Source organism: Streptomyces sp. NPDC050759, assembly GCF_044456945.1.
In the GTDB taxonomy this organism is placed as follows: Bacteria; Actinomycetota; Actinomycetes; order Streptomycetales; family Streptomycetaceae; genus Streptomyces.
On the sequence record NZ_JBITGI010000001.1, the window covers coordinates 22,654 to 38,574 of the forward strand.

At 71.9% G+C, this 15,921-nt stretch carries 15 protein-coding genes; 6 read left to right on the plus strand and 9 right to left on the minus strand.

The features are described 5' to 3' along the window. Nucleotides 1-54 precede the first annotated feature (54 nt). The 4 genes from pepN to ACIBJB_RS00110 form a co-directional block, all read right to left on the minus strand. Nucleotides 55-2,550: an aminopeptidase N gene (gene pepN, locus ACIBJB_RS00095; protein WP_398924874.1), complete on the minus strand. Its 2,496-nt coding sequence runs from the start codon at nt 2,548-2,550 to the stop codon at nt 55-57. A 56-nt stretch (nt 2,551-2,606) separates the two neighbouring features. Continuing rightward, entirely contained in the window at nt 2,607-3,161 is a 555-nt protein-coding gene (locus ACIBJB_RS00100) for a two-component system response regulator (RefSeq protein WP_398924876.1), read from the minus strand. Between the two features lie 138 nt (nt 3,162-3,299). Then, nucleotides 3,300-3,650, minus strand: a complete 351-nt coding sequence (locus tag ACIBJB_RS00105; protein WP_059206094.1) for a chorismate mutase — start codon at nt 3,648-3,650, stop codon at nt 3,300-3,302. 844 nt (nt 3,651-4,494) lie between these two features. Further along, the gene (locus ACIBJB_RS00110) at nt 4,495-5,367 is read right to left on the minus strand and encodes a helix-turn-helix domain-containing protein (RefSeq protein WP_398924878.1); all 873 of its coding nucleotides are present in this window, start codon (nt 5,365-5,367) and stop codon (nt 4,495-4,497) included. Nucleotides 5,368-5,465: 98 nt separating this feature from the next. Between ACIBJB_RS00110 and ACIBJB_RS00115 the strand changes: the two genes are divergently transcribed. Together ACIBJB_RS00115 and ACIBJB_RS00120 are read left to right on the plus strand one after the other, a co-directional pair. After that, the gene (locus tag ACIBJB_RS00115; RefSeq protein ID WP_398924880.1) at nt 5,466-7,235 is read left to right on the plus strand and encodes a beta-galactosidase family protein; all 1,770 of its coding nucleotides are present in this window, start codon (nt 5,466-5,468) and stop codon (nt 7,233-7,235) included. A gap of 37 nt (nt 7,236-7,272) precedes the next feature. Then, complete coding sequence (locus tag ACIBJB_RS00120) at nt 7,273-8,154, plus strand: hypothetical protein (protein ID WP_398924882.1); 882 nt, start codon at nt 7,273-7,275, stop codon at nt 8,152-8,154. Between the two features lie 18 nt (nt 8,155-8,172). Here ACIBJB_RS00120 and ACIBJB_RS00125 read toward each other — a convergent pair whose 3' ends face one another. Both ACIBJB_RS00125 and ACIBJB_RS00130 read right to left on the minus strand, forming a co-directional pair. Next, nucleotides 8,173-9,078 (minus strand): SDR family oxidoreductase, encoded by a 906-nt coding sequence (locus ACIBJB_RS00125; RefSeq protein WP_398924884.1) that lies wholly within the window; start codon nt 9,076-9,078, stop codon nt 8,173-8,175. 1 nt (nt 9,079) lies between these two features. Next, the gene (locus ACIBJB_RS00130) at nt 9,080-9,829 is read right to left on the minus strand and encodes an SDR family oxidoreductase (protein ID WP_398924886.1); all 750 of its coding nucleotides are present in this window, start codon (nt 9,827-9,829) and stop codon (nt 9,080-9,082) included. A gap of 54 nt (nt 9,830-9,883) precedes the next feature. Here ACIBJB_RS00130 and ACIBJB_RS00135 point away from each other — a divergent pair, with 54 nt between their 5' ends. The 4 genes from ACIBJB_RS00135 to ACIBJB_RS00150 are packed head-to-tail and all read left to right on the plus strand — an operon-like array spanning nt 9,884 to nt 13,191. Further along, entirely contained in the window at nt 9,884-10,627 is a 744-nt protein-coding gene (locus ACIBJB_RS00135; protein WP_398924888.1) for an enoyl-CoA hydratase family protein, read from the plus strand. After that, the gene (locus ACIBJB_RS00140) at nt 10,624-11,445 is read left to right on the plus strand and encodes a CoA transferase subunit A (protein WP_398924890.1); all 822 of its coding nucleotides are present in this window, start codon (nt 10,624-10,626) and stop codon (nt 11,443-11,445) included. Before ACIBJB_RS00135 ends, ACIBJB_RS00140 begins: the two co-directional genes overlap by 4 nt. Next, nucleotides 11,426-12,142, plus strand: a complete 717-nt coding sequence (locus ACIBJB_RS00145) for a CoA-transferase subunit beta (RefSeq protein ID WP_398924892.1) — start codon at nt 11,426-11,428, stop codon at nt 12,140-12,142. Before ACIBJB_RS00140 ends, ACIBJB_RS00145 begins: the two co-directional genes overlap by 20 nt. Further along, a complete protein-coding gene (locus ACIBJB_RS00150) occupies nt 12,142-13,191 on the plus strand; it encodes an NAD(P)H-dependent flavin oxidoreductase (protein WP_398924894.1) in 1,050 nt (349 codons plus the stop codon). The genes ACIBJB_RS00145 and ACIBJB_RS00150 overlap by 1 nt, the downstream gene beginning before the upstream one ends. 141 nt (nt 13,192-13,332) lie before the next feature. Here the strand turns inward: ACIBJB_RS00150 and ACIBJB_RS00155 are convergent, their stop codons facing one another. From ACIBJB_RS00155 to ACIBJB_RS00165, 3 genes are read right to left on the minus strand one after another with little or no spacing between them, the layout of a single operon-like run. Further along, complete coding sequence (locus ACIBJB_RS00155) at nt 13,333-14,490, minus strand: acetyl-CoA C-acetyltransferase (protein ID WP_328975861.1); 1,158 nt, start codon at nt 14,488-14,490, stop codon at nt 13,333-13,335. 17 nt (nt 14,491-14,507) lie between these two features. After that, the gene (locus ACIBJB_RS00160; RefSeq protein WP_028808079.1) at nt 14,508-15,122 is read right to left on the minus strand and encodes a TetR/AcrR family transcriptional regulator; all 615 of its coding nucleotides are present in this window, start codon (nt 15,120-15,122) and stop codon (nt 14,508-14,510) included. A gap of 13 nt (nt 15,123-15,135) precedes the next feature. Further along, nucleotides 15,136-15,921: an SDR family oxidoreductase gene (locus ACIBJB_RS00165; RefSeq protein WP_398924896.1), complete on the minus strand. Its 786-nt coding sequence runs from the start codon at nt 15,919-15,921 to the stop codon at nt 15,136-15,138.

Below are 15,921 nucleotides of genomic sequence, written 5' to 3' on the forward strand. Positions count from 1 at the left end.
GAGTTCAACGATCCTGACCCGAAAGGGGGTACTCCCGTACGGGGAAAATCCGCTCTACGCCTGCCTCACCCGCAAGGCGCGTGCCAGGTCGTCGAGTTGGTCGGTCAGTTTGCGGCGCAGGGCGGGGATGGGGTCGGCGTCGCGCAGGCAGGCCTGGCCGAGGGCCTGGTTGTCCTCGTCGATGGCGTAGTCGGGGAAGGCCCAGCGGCCGGCGGCGTCGGCGATCGCGGGGCCCCGGCGGGCGGCGAGGGCGACGGCGTCCTGGTAGTAGCGGGGCACGTACTGCCGTACGAGTTCGGTCTGTTCGGGTTGCCAGAAGCCTTGGGCGGTGGCGGTGAACAGGTAGTTGGAGAGGTCGTCGTGGGTGAACATCGCCTCCCAGGCCTGTGCTTTGGCGTCCTCGGTGGGGAGGGCGGCGCGGCAGCGGGCGGCGCCTTCCTGGCCGGTGGCGGAGGGGTCGCGTGCCAGTTCGGCGGCGATGGCGGTCTCGTCGGTGGCGCCGAGGACGGCGAGGCGGGCGAGGACGCGCCAGCGCAGTTCGGGGTCGAGTTCGGGGCCGCCGGGGACGGTGCCGTCGGCGAGCCAGGCGGCGATGGTGTCGGGCTGGGAGGTGACGTTGATGCAGTGGCGGACGGCGATCAGGCGCAGGCCGGGGTTGTCGCCGTCCTCGGTGCGGCGGATGAGGTCGCGGCACAGGGAGGAGAGGGTGGCGAGGGCGGCGGGGCGCTGTTCGGGGGTGACGTAGCGGTCGGCGACGTGGGTGGAGGCGAAGGCGAGGACGCCCTGGACGAGGGCGAGGTCGGTCTCGTGCGGGAGGTGGGCGCGGGCTGCCTCCAGGTAGGCGGTGGGCGGGAGTTCGCCGTCGCGGACCGCGTCGCGCAGGGCGTTCCAGACGACCGCGCGGGTCAGCGGGGAGGGCAGGCCGGAGAGGCTCTGGGTGACTGCTTTGAAGGAGTCGTTGTCGAAGCGGACCTTGGCGTAGGTGAGGTCGCCGTCGTTGAGGAGGAGGAGGGCGGGGCGTTTGCCGATGGGCAGTGGGTCCTGGGCATCGGTCTGGGGGACGTCGAGGTCGAGGCGTTCGCGCAGGACGAGGTGGCGGCCCTCGTCGGCGACGTCCTGGTCGTAGAGGCCGACGGCGATGCGGTGGGGGCGGCTGCCCTTGTGCTCGACGTGGAGGGTGTAGGTGCCTTCCTCGGCGCGGGTGACGGTCGGCCGGAGTGTGTCGACGCCGGTGGTGCGCAGCCAGGCGTCGGCCCAGGCGTGGACGTCGCGTTCGGTGGCGGAGGCGAGGGAGTCGATGAAGTCGGCGAGGGTGGCGTTGGCGAACTTGTGGCGGGCGAAGTGGGTGTTGATGCCGGCGAGGAAGTCCTTCTCGCCGAGCCAGGTCACCAGTTGACGGAGTGCGGAGGCGCCCTTGGCGTAGGAGATGCCGTCGAAGTTGAGGAGGGCGGAGGCGGTGTCGTCGACTTCGTCGGGGGCGACGGGGTGGGTGGAGGGGCGCTGGTCGGCGTCGTAGCCCCAGCCCTTGCGCATGACGCCGAAGTCGACCCAGGTGTCGGTGAAGCGGGTGGCTTCGGTGAGGGTCTGGTAGCCCATGTACTCGGCGAAGGACTCGTTCAGCCAGATGTCGTCCCACCAGCGCAGGGTGACGAGGTCGCCGAACCACATGTGAGCCATCTCGTGGGCGATGACCATGGCGCGGGTCTGGCGTTCGGTGTCGGTGACGGCGGAGCGGTAGACGAACTCGTCGCGGAAGGTGACGAGGCCGGGGTTCTCCATGGCGCCGGCGTTGAACTCGGGGACGAACGCCTGGTCGTAGGAGTCGAAGGGGTAGGGCTCCTCGAACTTCTCGTGGTAGCGGTCGTAGCACTGCCGGGTGATCTCGAAGAGTTCGTCGGTGTCCGTGTCGAGGTGGGGGGCGAGGGAACGGCGGCAGTGGATGCCGAAGGGCAGGCCGCGGTGTTCGGTGCGTACGGAGTGCCAGGGGCCGGCGGCGACGGCGACGAGGTAGGTGGAGATCAGGGGGGTGGGGGTGGCCTGCCAGAGGCCCTCGCCGAGGTCGGTGGTGATGCCGTTGGCGAGGACGGTCCAGTCCTCGGGGGCCTTCACGGACAGGTCGAAGACGGCCTTGAGGTCGGGTTGGTCGAAGGCGGCGAAGACGCGCTGGACGTCGTCCATGAACAGCTGGGTGTAGACGTAGGTCTCGCCGTCGGTGGGGTCGGTGAAGCGGTGCATGCCCTCGCCGGTGCGGGAGTACCGCATGACGGCGTCGATGCGCAGTTCGTGCTCGCCGGCGGTCAGGGCCTTGAGGGGCAGCCGGTTGTCCTCGAGGGTTTCCGGGTCGAGGGGGCGGCCATCGAGGGTGGCCTCCCGCAGTTCGGCCGGCTTGAGCTCGACGAAGGTGTCCGCTTCGGCGCGCGCCGTGAACCGGACGACGGTCTGGGACTCGAAGGTCTCGTCGCCGGTGGTGAGGTCGAGCGCGATGGTGTAACGGTGAACGTCGAGGAGCTTGGCACGGGTCTGCGCTTCGTCGCGCGTCAGTACGGACATGCAGGACATGCTGCCTGATGGCAGGGGTAACTCACAGAGGCGGATCGGTACATGCCTTATGTCCGGTCCTGTTCGAGCTCCCCGGTGTGCGCCCCTTGTGCGCGCTGCACCGGTACGCGGGCGTCCGGGTGGGGCAGGGGCCTGCGGGCGGCGTTCTCCTCGGCGTGCTCGCCGTGGTCCTTGACGAGAGCGCGTAACTCCCGCACCTCGTGTTCGAGGGCGAGGTGGCGGCGGTGGGCGTCGAAGAGGTAGCGGACCTTGGTGCGCAGGGCCCAGGGGTCGATGGGTTTCATCACGAGGTCGGCGACGCCGAGGGCGAAGGCGGTGGAGGTCAGTTCGTGGTCGGCGCCGAAGCCGGTGAGCAGGATGACGGGGATGTGCTGGGTCTGCTCCAGGCGCCGCATGTAGCGGACCACGTCCAGGCCGCTGACGCCGGGCATCCGCACGTCGAGGAGCAGGAGGCCGACCTGGCCCCGGAGTACCTGCTTGAGGGCCTCGTCCCCGCTGGTGGCGCGGACGAGCCGGTAGCCCAGCGGGGCGAGGGCACTCTCCAGGGCGTAGAGGGTGTCCTCGTGGTCGTCGACGATGAGGATCTTGGCATCCGAAGGCATGGCCCGACGTCCCTCCCTCGCGGACAGCCAGCCTACGCCCGTGTCCTGACGCGGAGTGCTCGCGGGCTGACAAGGAGTGCACAGCGCAGCATGCCGCGTGCGGGGCGCCGTGTCACCTCCCCGGGGCGTCAGCCGAGGTCAATTGGCCAGGGGGGTGGAGCCGTTCACGGTGTCCTCGGCGATGCGCTCGTGGTGTCTGATCACCTCGGCGATGATGAAATTCAGGAACTTCTCAGCGAAGGCCGGGTCGAGTTTGGCGTTCTCGGCGAGGGTGCGCAGCCGCTCGATCTGGCGCGCCTCGCGGGCCGGGTCGGCGGGCGGCAGCTGGTGGCGGGCCTTGAGGTGGCCGACCTGCTGGGTGGCCTTGAAGCGCTCGGCGAGCATGTGGACGACGGCCGCGTCGATGTTGTCGATGCTGTCCCGCAGACGGGCGAGCTCCTCGCGGACGGCGGGGTCGACGTCACCGGATCCGGTGTTGCTGGTGGTCATGAGCGACAACCCTACGGGCGCGGGACCGGCGAATCGCAGGCGGACCGGCCGAACGGCAGCGGGGTGGTCAGGCCCTCGGTGGTTCGGCCGACCCGGAGCACGGGTGGGCGGACCGGCCGCGCGGCAGCGGGGGCGGTCCGGTCCTCGGTGGATCGGCCGACCCGGAGCACCGGTGGCCCGACCGCCCGACCGACAGCGCGGGCGACCAGATCCCGGCGGATCGGCCGACCCACAGCACCGGTGGGCGGACCGGCCCGACCCCCAGCACGAGTGGGCGGACCGGCCCGACCCCCAGCACGAGTGGGCGAACCGGCCCGAACGGCAGCGTGGGCGGTCAGGCCCTCGGTGGATCGGCCGACCCGGAGCACCGGTGGGCGAACCGGACCGACCGCGCGGCAGCGCGGGCGATCAGATCCCCGGCGGACCAACCCGACCGGGGGCGTGGTTGGTCAGGCCCCCGGCGGACCGGCGGAACCGGGCGCGTGGGTGGTCTCATCCCCTCCAGACCGGCGCAACCGGCAGCGCGGGCGATCAGCCCCTCAGCGGGCCGGCCCAACCGGCAACACCGCCGGCCCCTCCCCGGCGCACCGGCCCGACCGACAGCGCGGGCGATCAGACCCTCAGCGCACCAACCCGACCGGCAACACCGCCGGTCACACCCCCGGCGGGACCGGCCCGACCGGCACCGCGGCCGGTCACGTCCCAGCCAGACCGCCCCACCGGCAGCGCGGGCGACCGCCTCCCCAGCGGACCAACCCAACCGGCAGCCGAGCAGACCTCCGCGGGCCGGCCCGTCCAGGGCCGCAGATTCCCGGCGGACCGGCCTCCCCGGCGGCACGGCCGGTCAGATCCTCGGCGGGTCGTCCGGATCCGGTACCTGGTTGCTCCAGCCGCCGGGGACCGTCCGGCTCTCCTGGGCGCGGAAGCGGACCGGGGCCATGCCGACGCGGCGGGTGAACAGGCGGGAGAAGTAGGCGGGGTCGTCGTAGCCGACGCGGCGGGCGATCGAGGCGACGGGGAGTTCGGTGGCGGCGAGGAGTTCCTTGGCGCGGCCCAGGCGGATGCCGAGGAGGTAGTCCTTGGGGCTGCAGCCGGCGCCGCGGCGGACGGCGGTGCGCAGTTCGGCGAGGGTCATGCCGTGCCGGGTGGCGTGGTCGGCGACCGACATGGGTTTGAAGGCGTCGCGGGCGAGGGCCTTGAGGACGGGGTCGCCGTCGGGGGCGAGGTCGGCGCGGGCGCGGCGCAGGGCGACGAGGAGTTCGTGGACGGCGGCGCCGGTCTCCACTTCCAGGAGGGGGTTGTCGCGGCGGGCGGCGCGTGCGATGCGGGCGATCACCGCGCGGGGGCCTGTGGCGTCGGACAGGGGCACGACGGGGCGGTCGGGTTCGATGTAGCCGAGTTCGGTGTACGTGGCGGTGGCGGGCCCGGTGAAGCCGACGAACCCCTCGTCCCAGCCTGCCCCCGGGTCGGGCGCGTAGTGGTGGGGGATGCCGGGGGTGAGCCACAGCAGGGAGGGCGCGGTGACCGTCGTACGGCGGCCGTCGGGGGTCTCGTACCACCCGGTGCCGGTGCTGATGACGACGGCGACGTGGCTGTCGAGGGTGCGGGGACCGACGGTGGGCAGCGGGCCGTACTGGAGTCCGACTCCGAGGCAGACCATGCCCAGGCGGTGGTGGACGGGGCTGGGGCTGAAGAACCGCATCCACGTGTGGTACATCGCGCTCCTTGCCCGTGCTTCCTAGCCTGCGCTTCGGTCCAAGCAGCGACGATCTTTGTCCATGGACCTGGCCGCCGCCAGTGGTGAGGGTGGAGCCTATGAGCGAGTTCACGGTGGGTGAAACCGATTTCCTGCTGGACGGACGGCCGGTGCGGCTGCTGTCCGGCGCGCTGCACTACTTCCGTGTGCACGAGGCCCAGTGGGGGCACCGGCTGGCGATGCTGCGGGCGATGGGCCTCAACTGCGTGGAGACGTACGTGCCGTGGAACCTGCACGAGCCGCACCCGGGCGGGTTCCGGGACGTGGAGGCGCTGGGCCGGTTCCTGGACGCGGCCCGGGAGGCGGGGCTGTGGGCGATCGTCCGCCCGGGTCCCTATATCTGCGCGGAGTGGGAGAACGGCGGTCTGCCGCACTGGCTGAAGGGTCACGCGCGCACGAGCGACGCGGTGTACCTGGGGCAGGTGGAGCGCTGGTTCCGGCGGCTGCTGCCGCAGGTCGTGGAGCGGCAGATCGACCGCGGCGGGCCGGTGATCATGGTGCAGGCGGAGAACGAGTACGGCAGCTACGGCTCGGACGCCGCGTATCTGCTGCGGCTGACCGAGCTGCTGCGCGCGGAGGGCGTCACGGTGCCGCTGTTCACCTCGGACGGCCCTGAGGACCACATGCTCACCGGCGGCTCGGTTCCCGGTGTCCTCGCCACGGTCAACTTCGGCTCCGACGCGCGGACGGCCTTCGAGACGCTGCGCCGGTACCGCCCGGACGGCCCGCTGATGTGCATGGAGTTCTGGTGCGGCTGGTTCGAGCACTGGGGCGGCGAGCACGTCGTACGGGACGCCGAAGACGCGGCCGCGGCGCTGCGGGAGATCCTGGAGTGCGGCGCGTCGGTGAACCTCTACATGGCGCACGGGGGCACGAACTTCGCCGGCTGGGCGGGCGCCAACCGGGGCGGGGGTGCGCTGCACGACGGTCCGCTGGAGCCGGACGTGACGTCGTACGACTACGACGCGCCGATCGACGAGTACGGCAGGCCGACGGAGAAGTTCTGGCGTTTCCGTGAGGTGCTGGCCGAGTACGGTCCGGTGGCCGACCTGCCGCCCGCGCCCGCGGTGCTGGAGGCGGACGCCGACATGGACCTGTCCGAGTGGGCGTCCCTGTCCGCCGTACTGGAGGAGCGCGGCGGGCCGCCCCACGAGGGCCCCGTCCCGCCTTCCTTCGAGGAGCTGGACGTCGACCGGGGGCTCGTGCGGTACGAGGTGACCGTGCCGGGACCGCGGCAGCCGTATCCGCTGACCGCGCGGGGGCTCAGGGATCTCGCGGTGGTGTACGTCGACGGGGAGCGGGCCGGGGTGCTCACCGAGGAGGACGTCGAGCTCAAGGAGCCGGTCGCGGGGCACGCGCGCGTGGAGCTGTGGGTGGAGTCGCTGGGGCGGGTCAACTACGGGCCCCGGAGCGGGGAGGCCAAGGGGATCACCGGGGGGCTGCTGCACGAGCGGCAGTTCCTGCACGGGGTGCGGGCGCGGGGGCTGCGGCTCGACGCGCTGGACTCGGTGACGGGGATCGGCTTCGGGGCGGTCCCCGGGGACGGCTCGCCGGGGCTGTACCGGGGTGCGGTGTCCGTGCGGGGCGCCGGGGACGCGGTGCTGGAGCTGCCGGGCTGGACCCGGGGGTTCGTGTGGGTCAACGGTTTCAACCTCGGCCGGTACTGGTCGGCGGGCCCGCAGCGGGCGCTGTACGTGCCCGGTCCCGTGCTGCGGGAGGGCGGCAACGACGTGTGGGTGCTGGAGCTGGAGGAGGCACCGGCGAGCGGGAGCGTGCTCCGGCTCCGTGCGCCCGGTCCGGCCCACGAGAATCCGCTCACGACCTCGTAGAGTGGAATCGGGTTCAGGGCGTCTTGGGGGTACGGGCGTGACGAACGACGGACCGGTCCAGCACGGCTACCCGCACCTGGAGACGGTGCGGGCCTCGATCAACGCGCTCTACAAACGGCTCTCCTACGACACCGTCCAGACGTTCGCGACGAGTGTGGCGCCGGTGGACGTGGCGTTCTGCGACACCGACGATCTCTATCTCGGCGCGCAGCGGGTGGCCCGGGAGCTGGTGCGGCACTACCGGCTGCCGGACGCCCGGCTCGTGGTCAGCTTCCGGGAGATGACCCACGCGGCGAACGTCGAACTCACCGCGGGCCCCGAGTACTTCGTCGAGCTGAACGACCGTTTCCGCACGCATCGGCGGGACATCGGCGCGGCGCTGGCCCACGAGGTCATGCACGTGTATCTGCACCGGCTGGACCTCTCCTTCCCGGGGGTGCGGGAGAACGAGATCCTCACGGACACGGCGGCGACGTATCTGGGGGCCGGGTGGCTCCTGCTGGACGCGTACCGGGAGGACGCGGCGTCGTCGCAGAAGCTGGGGTATCTCACGCCGGAGGAGTTCGGGTACGTACTGGCGAAGCGGTCGCTGGTGTTCGGGGAGGATCCCTCGGTGTGGTTCACCAGCGCACAGGCGTACACGGCGTATGTGAAGGGGATGGCGCAGGCCCGCCAGGACTCCGAGCAACCGCCCCTCACCTCGGCGGGCTGGGCGGGCCGGCGCCGCTACGCACGGGACCGGCGCCACGCGCCCGGCCCTCAGCCGGGGGTCCCCTACACCTTCACGCCGGACGGCCCCGGGCGTCTGCGGGTGTCGTTCCCGTGTCCTACCTGTCATCAGCGGATTCGGGTGCCGGTGCGGGGACGAGTGCGGGCGCGGTGTGCTCTGTGCCGGACGGTTCTGGAGTGCGACACGTAGGGATGCATGGGGATGCACTCACGTGCCGTACACCGGCCTGGGTGTTCCGGCATCCTCCAACAGCTTCCGTGCCGTCTCTCCTGCCTCCGCCGGCGTCCACCTAGCGCCCCTGTCGGCCGTCGGGCCGGGCCGCCAGCCCTCCATCACCGTGATCCGGCCGCCCTCCGCCTCGAAGACCCGGCCCGTCACTCCCGCGCTCGCTTCGGAGCCCAACCAGACCACCAGGGGGGACACGTTCTCCGGGGCCATCGCGTCGAAGCCGTCGGTCGGGGCGGTCATCGTGTCGGCGAACGTCTGCTCCGTCATCCTCGTCCGGGCGGCGGGGGCGATCGCGTTGACCTGGACGCCGTAGCGGGCGAGCTCGGCCGCGGCGACCAGGGTGAGGCCGACGATTCCGGCCTTCGCGGCGCTGTAGTTGCCCTGTCCGACCGAGCCCAGCAGGCCTGCTCCGCTGCTGGTGTTGATGATGCGGGCGGTCGGCGTGCGTCCGGCTTTCGCCTCCGTCCGCCAGTGTGCCGCCGCGTGCTTCAGCGGCAGGAAGTGGCCCTTCAGGTGGACCCGCGTCACCGCGTCCCAGTCGTCCTCGTCGAGGTTCACCAGCATCCGGTCGCGCAGGAAGCCGGCGTTGTTGACGAGGGTGTCGAGGCGGCCGTACGTCTCCAGGGCCGCCCGGACGAGGGACGCGGCACCGTCGGCCGTGGCGATGTCGCCGCCGTGGGCGACCGCCTCGCCGCCCGCCGCGCGGATCTCCTCGGCCACGAGAGAGGCCGGGCTGTCGGGGCCCGGGGTTCCGTCGAGGCCGACGCCGAGGTCGTTGACGACGAGCCGTGCTCCCTCGGCGGCGAAGGCGAGGGCGTGAGCGCGGCCGAGACCGCGGCCCGCGCCGGTGACGACGACGACCCGGCCGTCGCAGATTCCGGTCATCTCACGTCTCCTTGTGAGTAGTTGAGGCGTTGGCGGCGTCGAGGAAGGCGGGCCGTTCCCCGCCGCCGTGCACCAGCAGTGCGGCCCCGCTGATGTACGCGGCGGCGTCCGAGGCGAGGAACACGGCCGCCGCCCCGACGTCCGACGGCTCGGCGAGGCGCCCGAGCGGGACCGTGCGGGAGACGGCGGCGATGCCGTCCTCGTCGCCGTAGTGCAGATGCGACCGCTCGGTGCGGACCATGCCGACGACCAGGGTGTTGACGCGCACGTCCGGCGCCCATTCCACGGCCATCGAGCGGGCGAGGTTCTCCAGGCCCGCCTTGGCCGCCCCGTACGCGGCCGTGCCGGGCGAGGGCCGACCGCCGCTGACGCTCCCGATCATGACGATCGAGCCGCGGGTCCGTTTCAGGTGTTCGTACGCGGCCAGCGACACCGTCAGCGGGGCGAGGAGGTTCAACTCCAGGACCCGGAGGTGCCGTTCGGGGCCGGCGTCGGCGAGCAGGCTGTAGGGCGCGCCGCCCGCGTTGTTGACGAGTACGTCCAGGCGCGGCAGTTCGGCGAAGAACTCCCGTACGGCGTCCGCGTCCCGGACGTCCAAGCTCGCGAACCGCGTCTTCGGCAGCGGGACTTCGGGCGGTCTGCGCGCACAGACGACGACCTCGGCGCCCGCTTCCGCGAAGGAGCGGGCGATCCCGGCGCCGACTCCACGCGTCCCGCCGGTGACGGCCACGACCCTCCCGTTCAGCTCCATTCACCGCTACCCTTCACCTAACAAACGTTTGGTGGAAAGGTAGCTGATGCGGCCATGGGTGTCTCCACCTCGTCCCCGGAAAAGGGGATCGTCCTGGTCGGGGTCGACTTCCCGCCGGTGAACGCCCTTCCGGCGGACGGCTGGTTCGCCCTGGCCGACGCCGTGCGCGCGGCGGGCCGGGATCCGGCGGTCAGGTGTGTGGTCCTGGCGGCCGAGGGGCGCGGCTTCAACGCGGGCGTGGACATCAAGGAGATCCAGACGCGCGGCTCGGCCGCCCTCGTCGGTGCCAACCGCGGGTGCTTCGAGGCCTTTTCGGCGGTGTACGACTGCGAGGTGCCCGTAGTGGCGGCCGTGCAGGGGTTCTGCCTGGGCGGAGGCATCGGCCTGGTGGGCAACGCGGATGTGATCGTGGCGAGCGAGGACGCCACGTTCGGCCTGCCCGAACTGGACCGCGGGGCGCTCGGCGCGGCCACGCACCTGGCCCGCCTGGTTCCCCAGCACCTCATGCGCGCCCTGTACTTCACCTCCCGCACGGTCACCGCCGCCGAACTGCACCGGCACGGCGCGGTGTGGAAGGTCGTGCCGAGGGAGGAACTCGCCGCCACGGCCCTGGAGTCGGCCCGCGAGATCGCCGCCAAGGACGGGGAACTGCTGCGCCTCGCCAAGGCCGCCATCAACGGCATCGACCCGGTCGACGTCCGCCGCAGCTACCGCTACGAGCAGGGCTTCACCTACGAGGCGAGCGTCAGCGGGGTCGCGGACCGGGTCCGTGACAGGTTCGGCAGGGAGGCCGAGTGAGCGACAAGACCATGACGGCCGACGAGGTCGTCTCCCGGCTGCACAGCGGCATGACGCTCGGCATCGGCGGCTGGGGCTCGCGCCGTAAGCCGATGGCCCTGGTCAGAGCGTTGCTGCGATCCACGGTCACCGACCTCACGATCGTCTCGTACGGTGGCCCGGACGTCGGCATGCTCGCCGCCGCCGGACGCATCCGCAAGCTCGTCACCGCCTTCGTCACCCTCGACTCGATCCCCCTGGAACCGCACTACCGGGCGGCCCGTGAGGCCGGTGCCTTCGAGCTCATGGAGATCGACGAGGCGATGTTCATGTGGGGCCTGCACGCGGCCGCGAACCGGCTGCCGTTCCTGCCGGTGCGGGCCGGCATCGGTTCGGACGTCATGCGGGTCAATCCGGGTCTGCGGACGGTGACGTCGCCGTACGACGACCAGGAGACGTTCGTGGCCATGCCCGCGCTCGGCATGGATGCCGCCCTGGTGCACGTGAACCGCGCCGACCGGCTGGGCAACGGCCAGTACCTCGGACCCGACCCGTACTTCGACGACCTGTTCTGCGAGGCGGCCGACACCGCGTATGTCTCCTGCGAACGGATCGTGGACACCGCGGAGTTGACGAAGGAGGCGCCGCCCCAGTCGCTGCTGCTCAAACGGCACACGGTCACCGGTGTGGTCGAGGCTCCGGGTGGCGCCCACTTCACCTCCTGCGTTCCCGACTACGGCCGGGACGAGGCCGTACAGCGGGAGTACGCGACCACGCCCTGGCCCGAGTTCGCCGCACGGTATCTCGGGGGAGGACTTCATGACCGCGACCCGGAGTGAGTACTGCGTGATCGCCTGCGCCGAGGCCTGGCGGGACGCGGGCGAGATCCTGGCGAGCCCCATGGGCCTGATCCCCTCGGTCGGTGCCCGGCTCGCCCGCCTCACCTTCTCCCCCGACCTGCTGCTGACCGACGGCGAGGCCCTGCTGGTCCGCCCGGACGGCACGCCCGAGGGCTGGCTGCCCTACCGGCAGCACCTGGCCCTGGTCACCGGCGGCCGACGGCACGTGATGATGGGCGCGAGCCAGATCGACCGGTACGGCAACCAGAACATCTCGTGCATCGGCGACTGGGCACGGCCGAAGCGGCAGTTGCTCGGGGTGCGGGGAGCACCGGTCAACACCCTCAACAACCCGACCAGTTACTGGGTGCCGAAACACTCCCGGCGGGTCTTCGTCGAGAAGGTCGACATGGTGTGCGGGGTGGGGTACGACCACGCGGACGGCGCCCGCCATCACCGTATCCCCCGGGTCGTCTCCGACCTGGGCGTCTTCGACTTCGCGACGCCGGACCACTCGATGCGGCTGGCGTCGGTGCATCCGGGGGTCACGGTGGCACAGGTGCGGGAGGCCACCGGGTTCGAGCTGGTGGTCCCGGACGAGGTGCCGTACACGCGCGAACCGACCGCGCGGGAGCTGCGGTTGATCCGTGAGGTGATCGATCCGCAGGACACCCGGTCCAGGGAGGTCGGCGCCTGATGGAGACCGCGCTCACCCGGCTGGTCGGGGTCCGCCATCCGATCGTGCAGACCGGGATGGGGTGGGTGGCGGGGCCGCGCCTGGTCTCCGCGACGGCGAACGCGGGCGCGCTGGGCATCCTGGCCTCCGCGACCATGACCATCGACCAACTCCGGGACGCCGTGCGGGAGGTGAAGTCCCGTACGGACGCCCCCTTCGGGGTCAATCTGCGGGCCGACGCGGCGGATGCCGGCGACCGGGTGCGCGTGATCGTCGAGGAAGGGGTGCGGGTGGCGTCCTTCGCCCTCGCGCCCTCCGCCGAGCTGATCGGCGCGCTCAAGGAGGCGGGGGTGGTCGTCGTCCCGTCCGTCGGGGCCCGGCGGCATGCCGAGAAGGTCGCGGCCTGGGGCGCGGACGCGGTGATCGTGCAGGGCGGCGAGGGCGGTGGGCACACCGGGGAGGTGGCGACGACGGTCCTGCTGCCGCAGGTGGTGGACGCGGTGGACATCCCCGTCGTGGCGGCGGGGGGCTTCTTCGACGGGCGGGGTCTGGTCGCGGCGCTGGCGTACGGGGCGGCGGGCGTCGCCATGGGCACCCGTTTCCTGCTCACCTCGGACTCGACGGTGCCGGACGCGGTGAAGGCGCGCTATCTGGCGGCGACGGTCAAGGACGTGACGGTGACCCGTGCGGTCGACGGCCTCCCGCACCGCATGCTCCGCACGGACCTGGTGGAGTCCCTGGAGAACACGGGCCGTGCTCGCACCCTGCTGCGCGCGGCCCGGCACGCCGCCGCCTTCCGCGGGCTGTCCGGCCTGACCTGGCGGCAACTGCTCCACGACGGCCTCGCGATGCGCCACGGCAAGGACCTCACGTGGAGCCAGGTCCTGCTCGCTGCCAACACCCCCATGCTGCTGAGGTCCGCGATGGTGGACGGCCGTACGGACCTCGGCGTCATGGCCTCCGGGCAGGTCGCCGGGGTGATCGACGACCTGCCGTCGTGCACGGAGCTGGTGGAGCGGATCATGAAGGAGGCGGAGGAGATCCTGGAGGGCCTCAAAGACGTTCGATGATCGTCACGTTCGCCTGCCCCCCGCCCTCGCACATCGGCACCATCCCCGACGGCCCCCTCGCACCGCTCGGCCCCCGGGGGCCTCACGGGCTTCTGGAGCCTGCGCCGGACTCCGTCCGCCGAAGCGGGTGGCCTGCCGTCGTCACAGCCTCTCGATGATCGTCACGTTCGCCTGCCCCCCGCCCTCACACATGGTCTGGAGGCCGAACCGGCCGCCGGTGCGCTCCAGTTCGTGCAGCAGGGTCGTCATCAGCTTCACTCCCGTCGCCCCCAGGGGGTGCCCGAGGGCGATCGCGCCGCCGTTGACGTTGACCTTCTGCGGGTCCGCGCCCGTCTCCTTCAGCCAGGCCAGGACGACCGGGGCGAAGGCCTCGTTGATCTCGACGAGGTCGATGTCGTCGATGGTGAGGCCGGTCTTCTTCAGGGCGTGGGCGGTGGCCGGTATGGGGGCGGTGAGCATACGGATGGGGTCCTCGCCGCGCACGGAGAGGTGGTGCACGCGCGCGCGTGGCGTGAGGCCGTGTTCGCGCACCGCCCGCTCCGAGGCCAGCAGCATGGCCGCCGCCCCGTCGGAGACCTGCGAGGAGCAGGCCGCGGTGATGGTGCCGCCCTCGATCACCGGCTTCAGGCCGGCCATTTTCTCCAGCGAGGTGTCCCGGCGCGGGCCCTCGTCGACCGCGACCTCGCCGTAGGCCACCGTCTCGCGCTCGAATCGCCCCTCGTCGATGGCCCGCAGGGCCCGCCGGTGGGACCGGAGCGCGAACTCTTCCTGGTCCTCGCGGCTGATCCCCCACTTCCCGGCGATCATCTCGGCGCCGACGAACTGGTTCACCGCCCGGTCCCCGTACCGCGCCCGCCACCCCTCGCTGCCCGCGAAGGGCCCCTGGGTCAGCCCGAGCGGCTCGGCGGCCTGCCGGGTCGCGAAGGCGATCGGGATCATCGACATGTTCTGCACCCCGCCGGCCACCACCAGGTCCTGCGTCCCGGACAGCACGCCCTGCGCGGCGAAGTGCACGGCCTGCTGCGAGGACCCGCACTGCCGGTCCACGGTCACCCCTGGCACCTCCTCCGGCAGCCCGGCAGCGAGCCACGCGGTCCGCGCGATGTCCCCGGCCTGCGGCCCGACCGCGTCCAGGCAGCCGAAGACGACGTCCTCCACGGCGGCCGGATCGACCCCCGCCCGCTCCACCAGCGCGACCAGCACCCGCGCACCCAGATCGGCCGGGTGGACGGCGCTCAGTCCTCCCCCGCGCCGCCCGACGGGCGTACGGACCGCTTCGACGATGTAGGCCTCGGCCATGGCAACTCCCCAGTGAGTTACGTACGTACGGCGATCCCGTCCAGCACCATCGACAGGTACTGCCGGGCGATCTCCTCCGGACTGTGCTGTCCGCCGGGCCGGTACCAGGACGCGGCGACCCACACGGTGTCGCGCACGAACCGGTAGGTCAGCCGTACGTCGAGGTCGGCCCGGAACACCTCGGCCGCGACCCCGCGCTCCAGCGTGGACAGCCAGGCCTTCTCGAACCTGCGCTGCGACTCGGCGAGGAACGCGAACCGCTCCTGCGCCACCAGCTGCTTGCTCTCCTTCTGGTAGATCGCGACGGCCGCGCGGTGCCGGTCGATCTCCCGGAACGACTCGGTGACCAGGGCCTCCAGCGTCTCGCGCGGGCCGAGTTCGGCGCCCAGGACGGCGTCGTAGCCGCCCCAGAGCTCGTCGAGGAAGGTCCGCAGGATCTCCTCCAGCATCGATTCCTTGGAGTCGAAGTGGTAGTAGAGGCTGCCCGCGAGCATGCCCGCGTGGTCCGCGATCTTGCGTACGGTCGTGGCGTTGTAGCCCTGCTCGGCGAAGACCTCGGCGGCGGTGTCGAGGAGTTCGCGGCGGCGGGCCGGGGCGGCGGCGCTCACCTGGGGCTTCTTCTTGGTCGGCACATCGTCCATTGTCCTAGGCGTGCTGGCTGCTGACGGCGACGACCTCGCCCGTCATGTACGAGGAGTATCCGGACGCCAGGAACACGATCACGTTGGCCACCTCCCAGGGCTCGGCGTACCGCCCGAAGGCCTCCCGCGCGGTCAGTTCCTCCAGCAGCTCCGCCGAGGTCACCTTCACCAGGTGCGGATGCATGGCGAGGCTCGGGGAGACCGCGTTGACGCGTACGCCGTACTCGGCGGCCTCCAGCGCCGCGCAGCGGGTCAGCGCCATCACGCCGGCCTTCGCGGCGGCGTAGTGCGCCTGCCCGGCCTGGGCGCGCCAGCCGACGACGGAGGCGTTGTTGACGATCACGCCCGCGCGTGCGTCGCGCATCAGCCGTAGGGCAGCTCTGGTGCACCGGAATGTGCCGTTCAACGTGACGTCCAGGACGCGGGTCCACTGCTCGTCGGTCATGTCGGCGAGTGAGGAAGTGCCGCCGAGGCCCGCGTTGTTGACGACGACGTCCAGCCGACCGTGCTCTTCCACGGCCGCGTCGAACAACGCGCGCACCTGTGCCTCGTCGGTGACGTCACAGGGTACGGCGGTCACCGCTCCCGGGAACTCCCGCCCCAGCTCGGCCTCGTGCTCCTTCAACCGCCTCGCGTGCGCGTCGCTGATCAGGACGCGCGCGCCCTCCTCCAGGAAGCGGCGCGCGGTCGCCCCGCCGATGCCCGCGCCGGCGGCGGCGGTGATGACGGCGGTGCGTCCCTTCAGCAGCCCGTGCCCCGGTTCGTACACCGGACTCTCGACGCCTGTCAT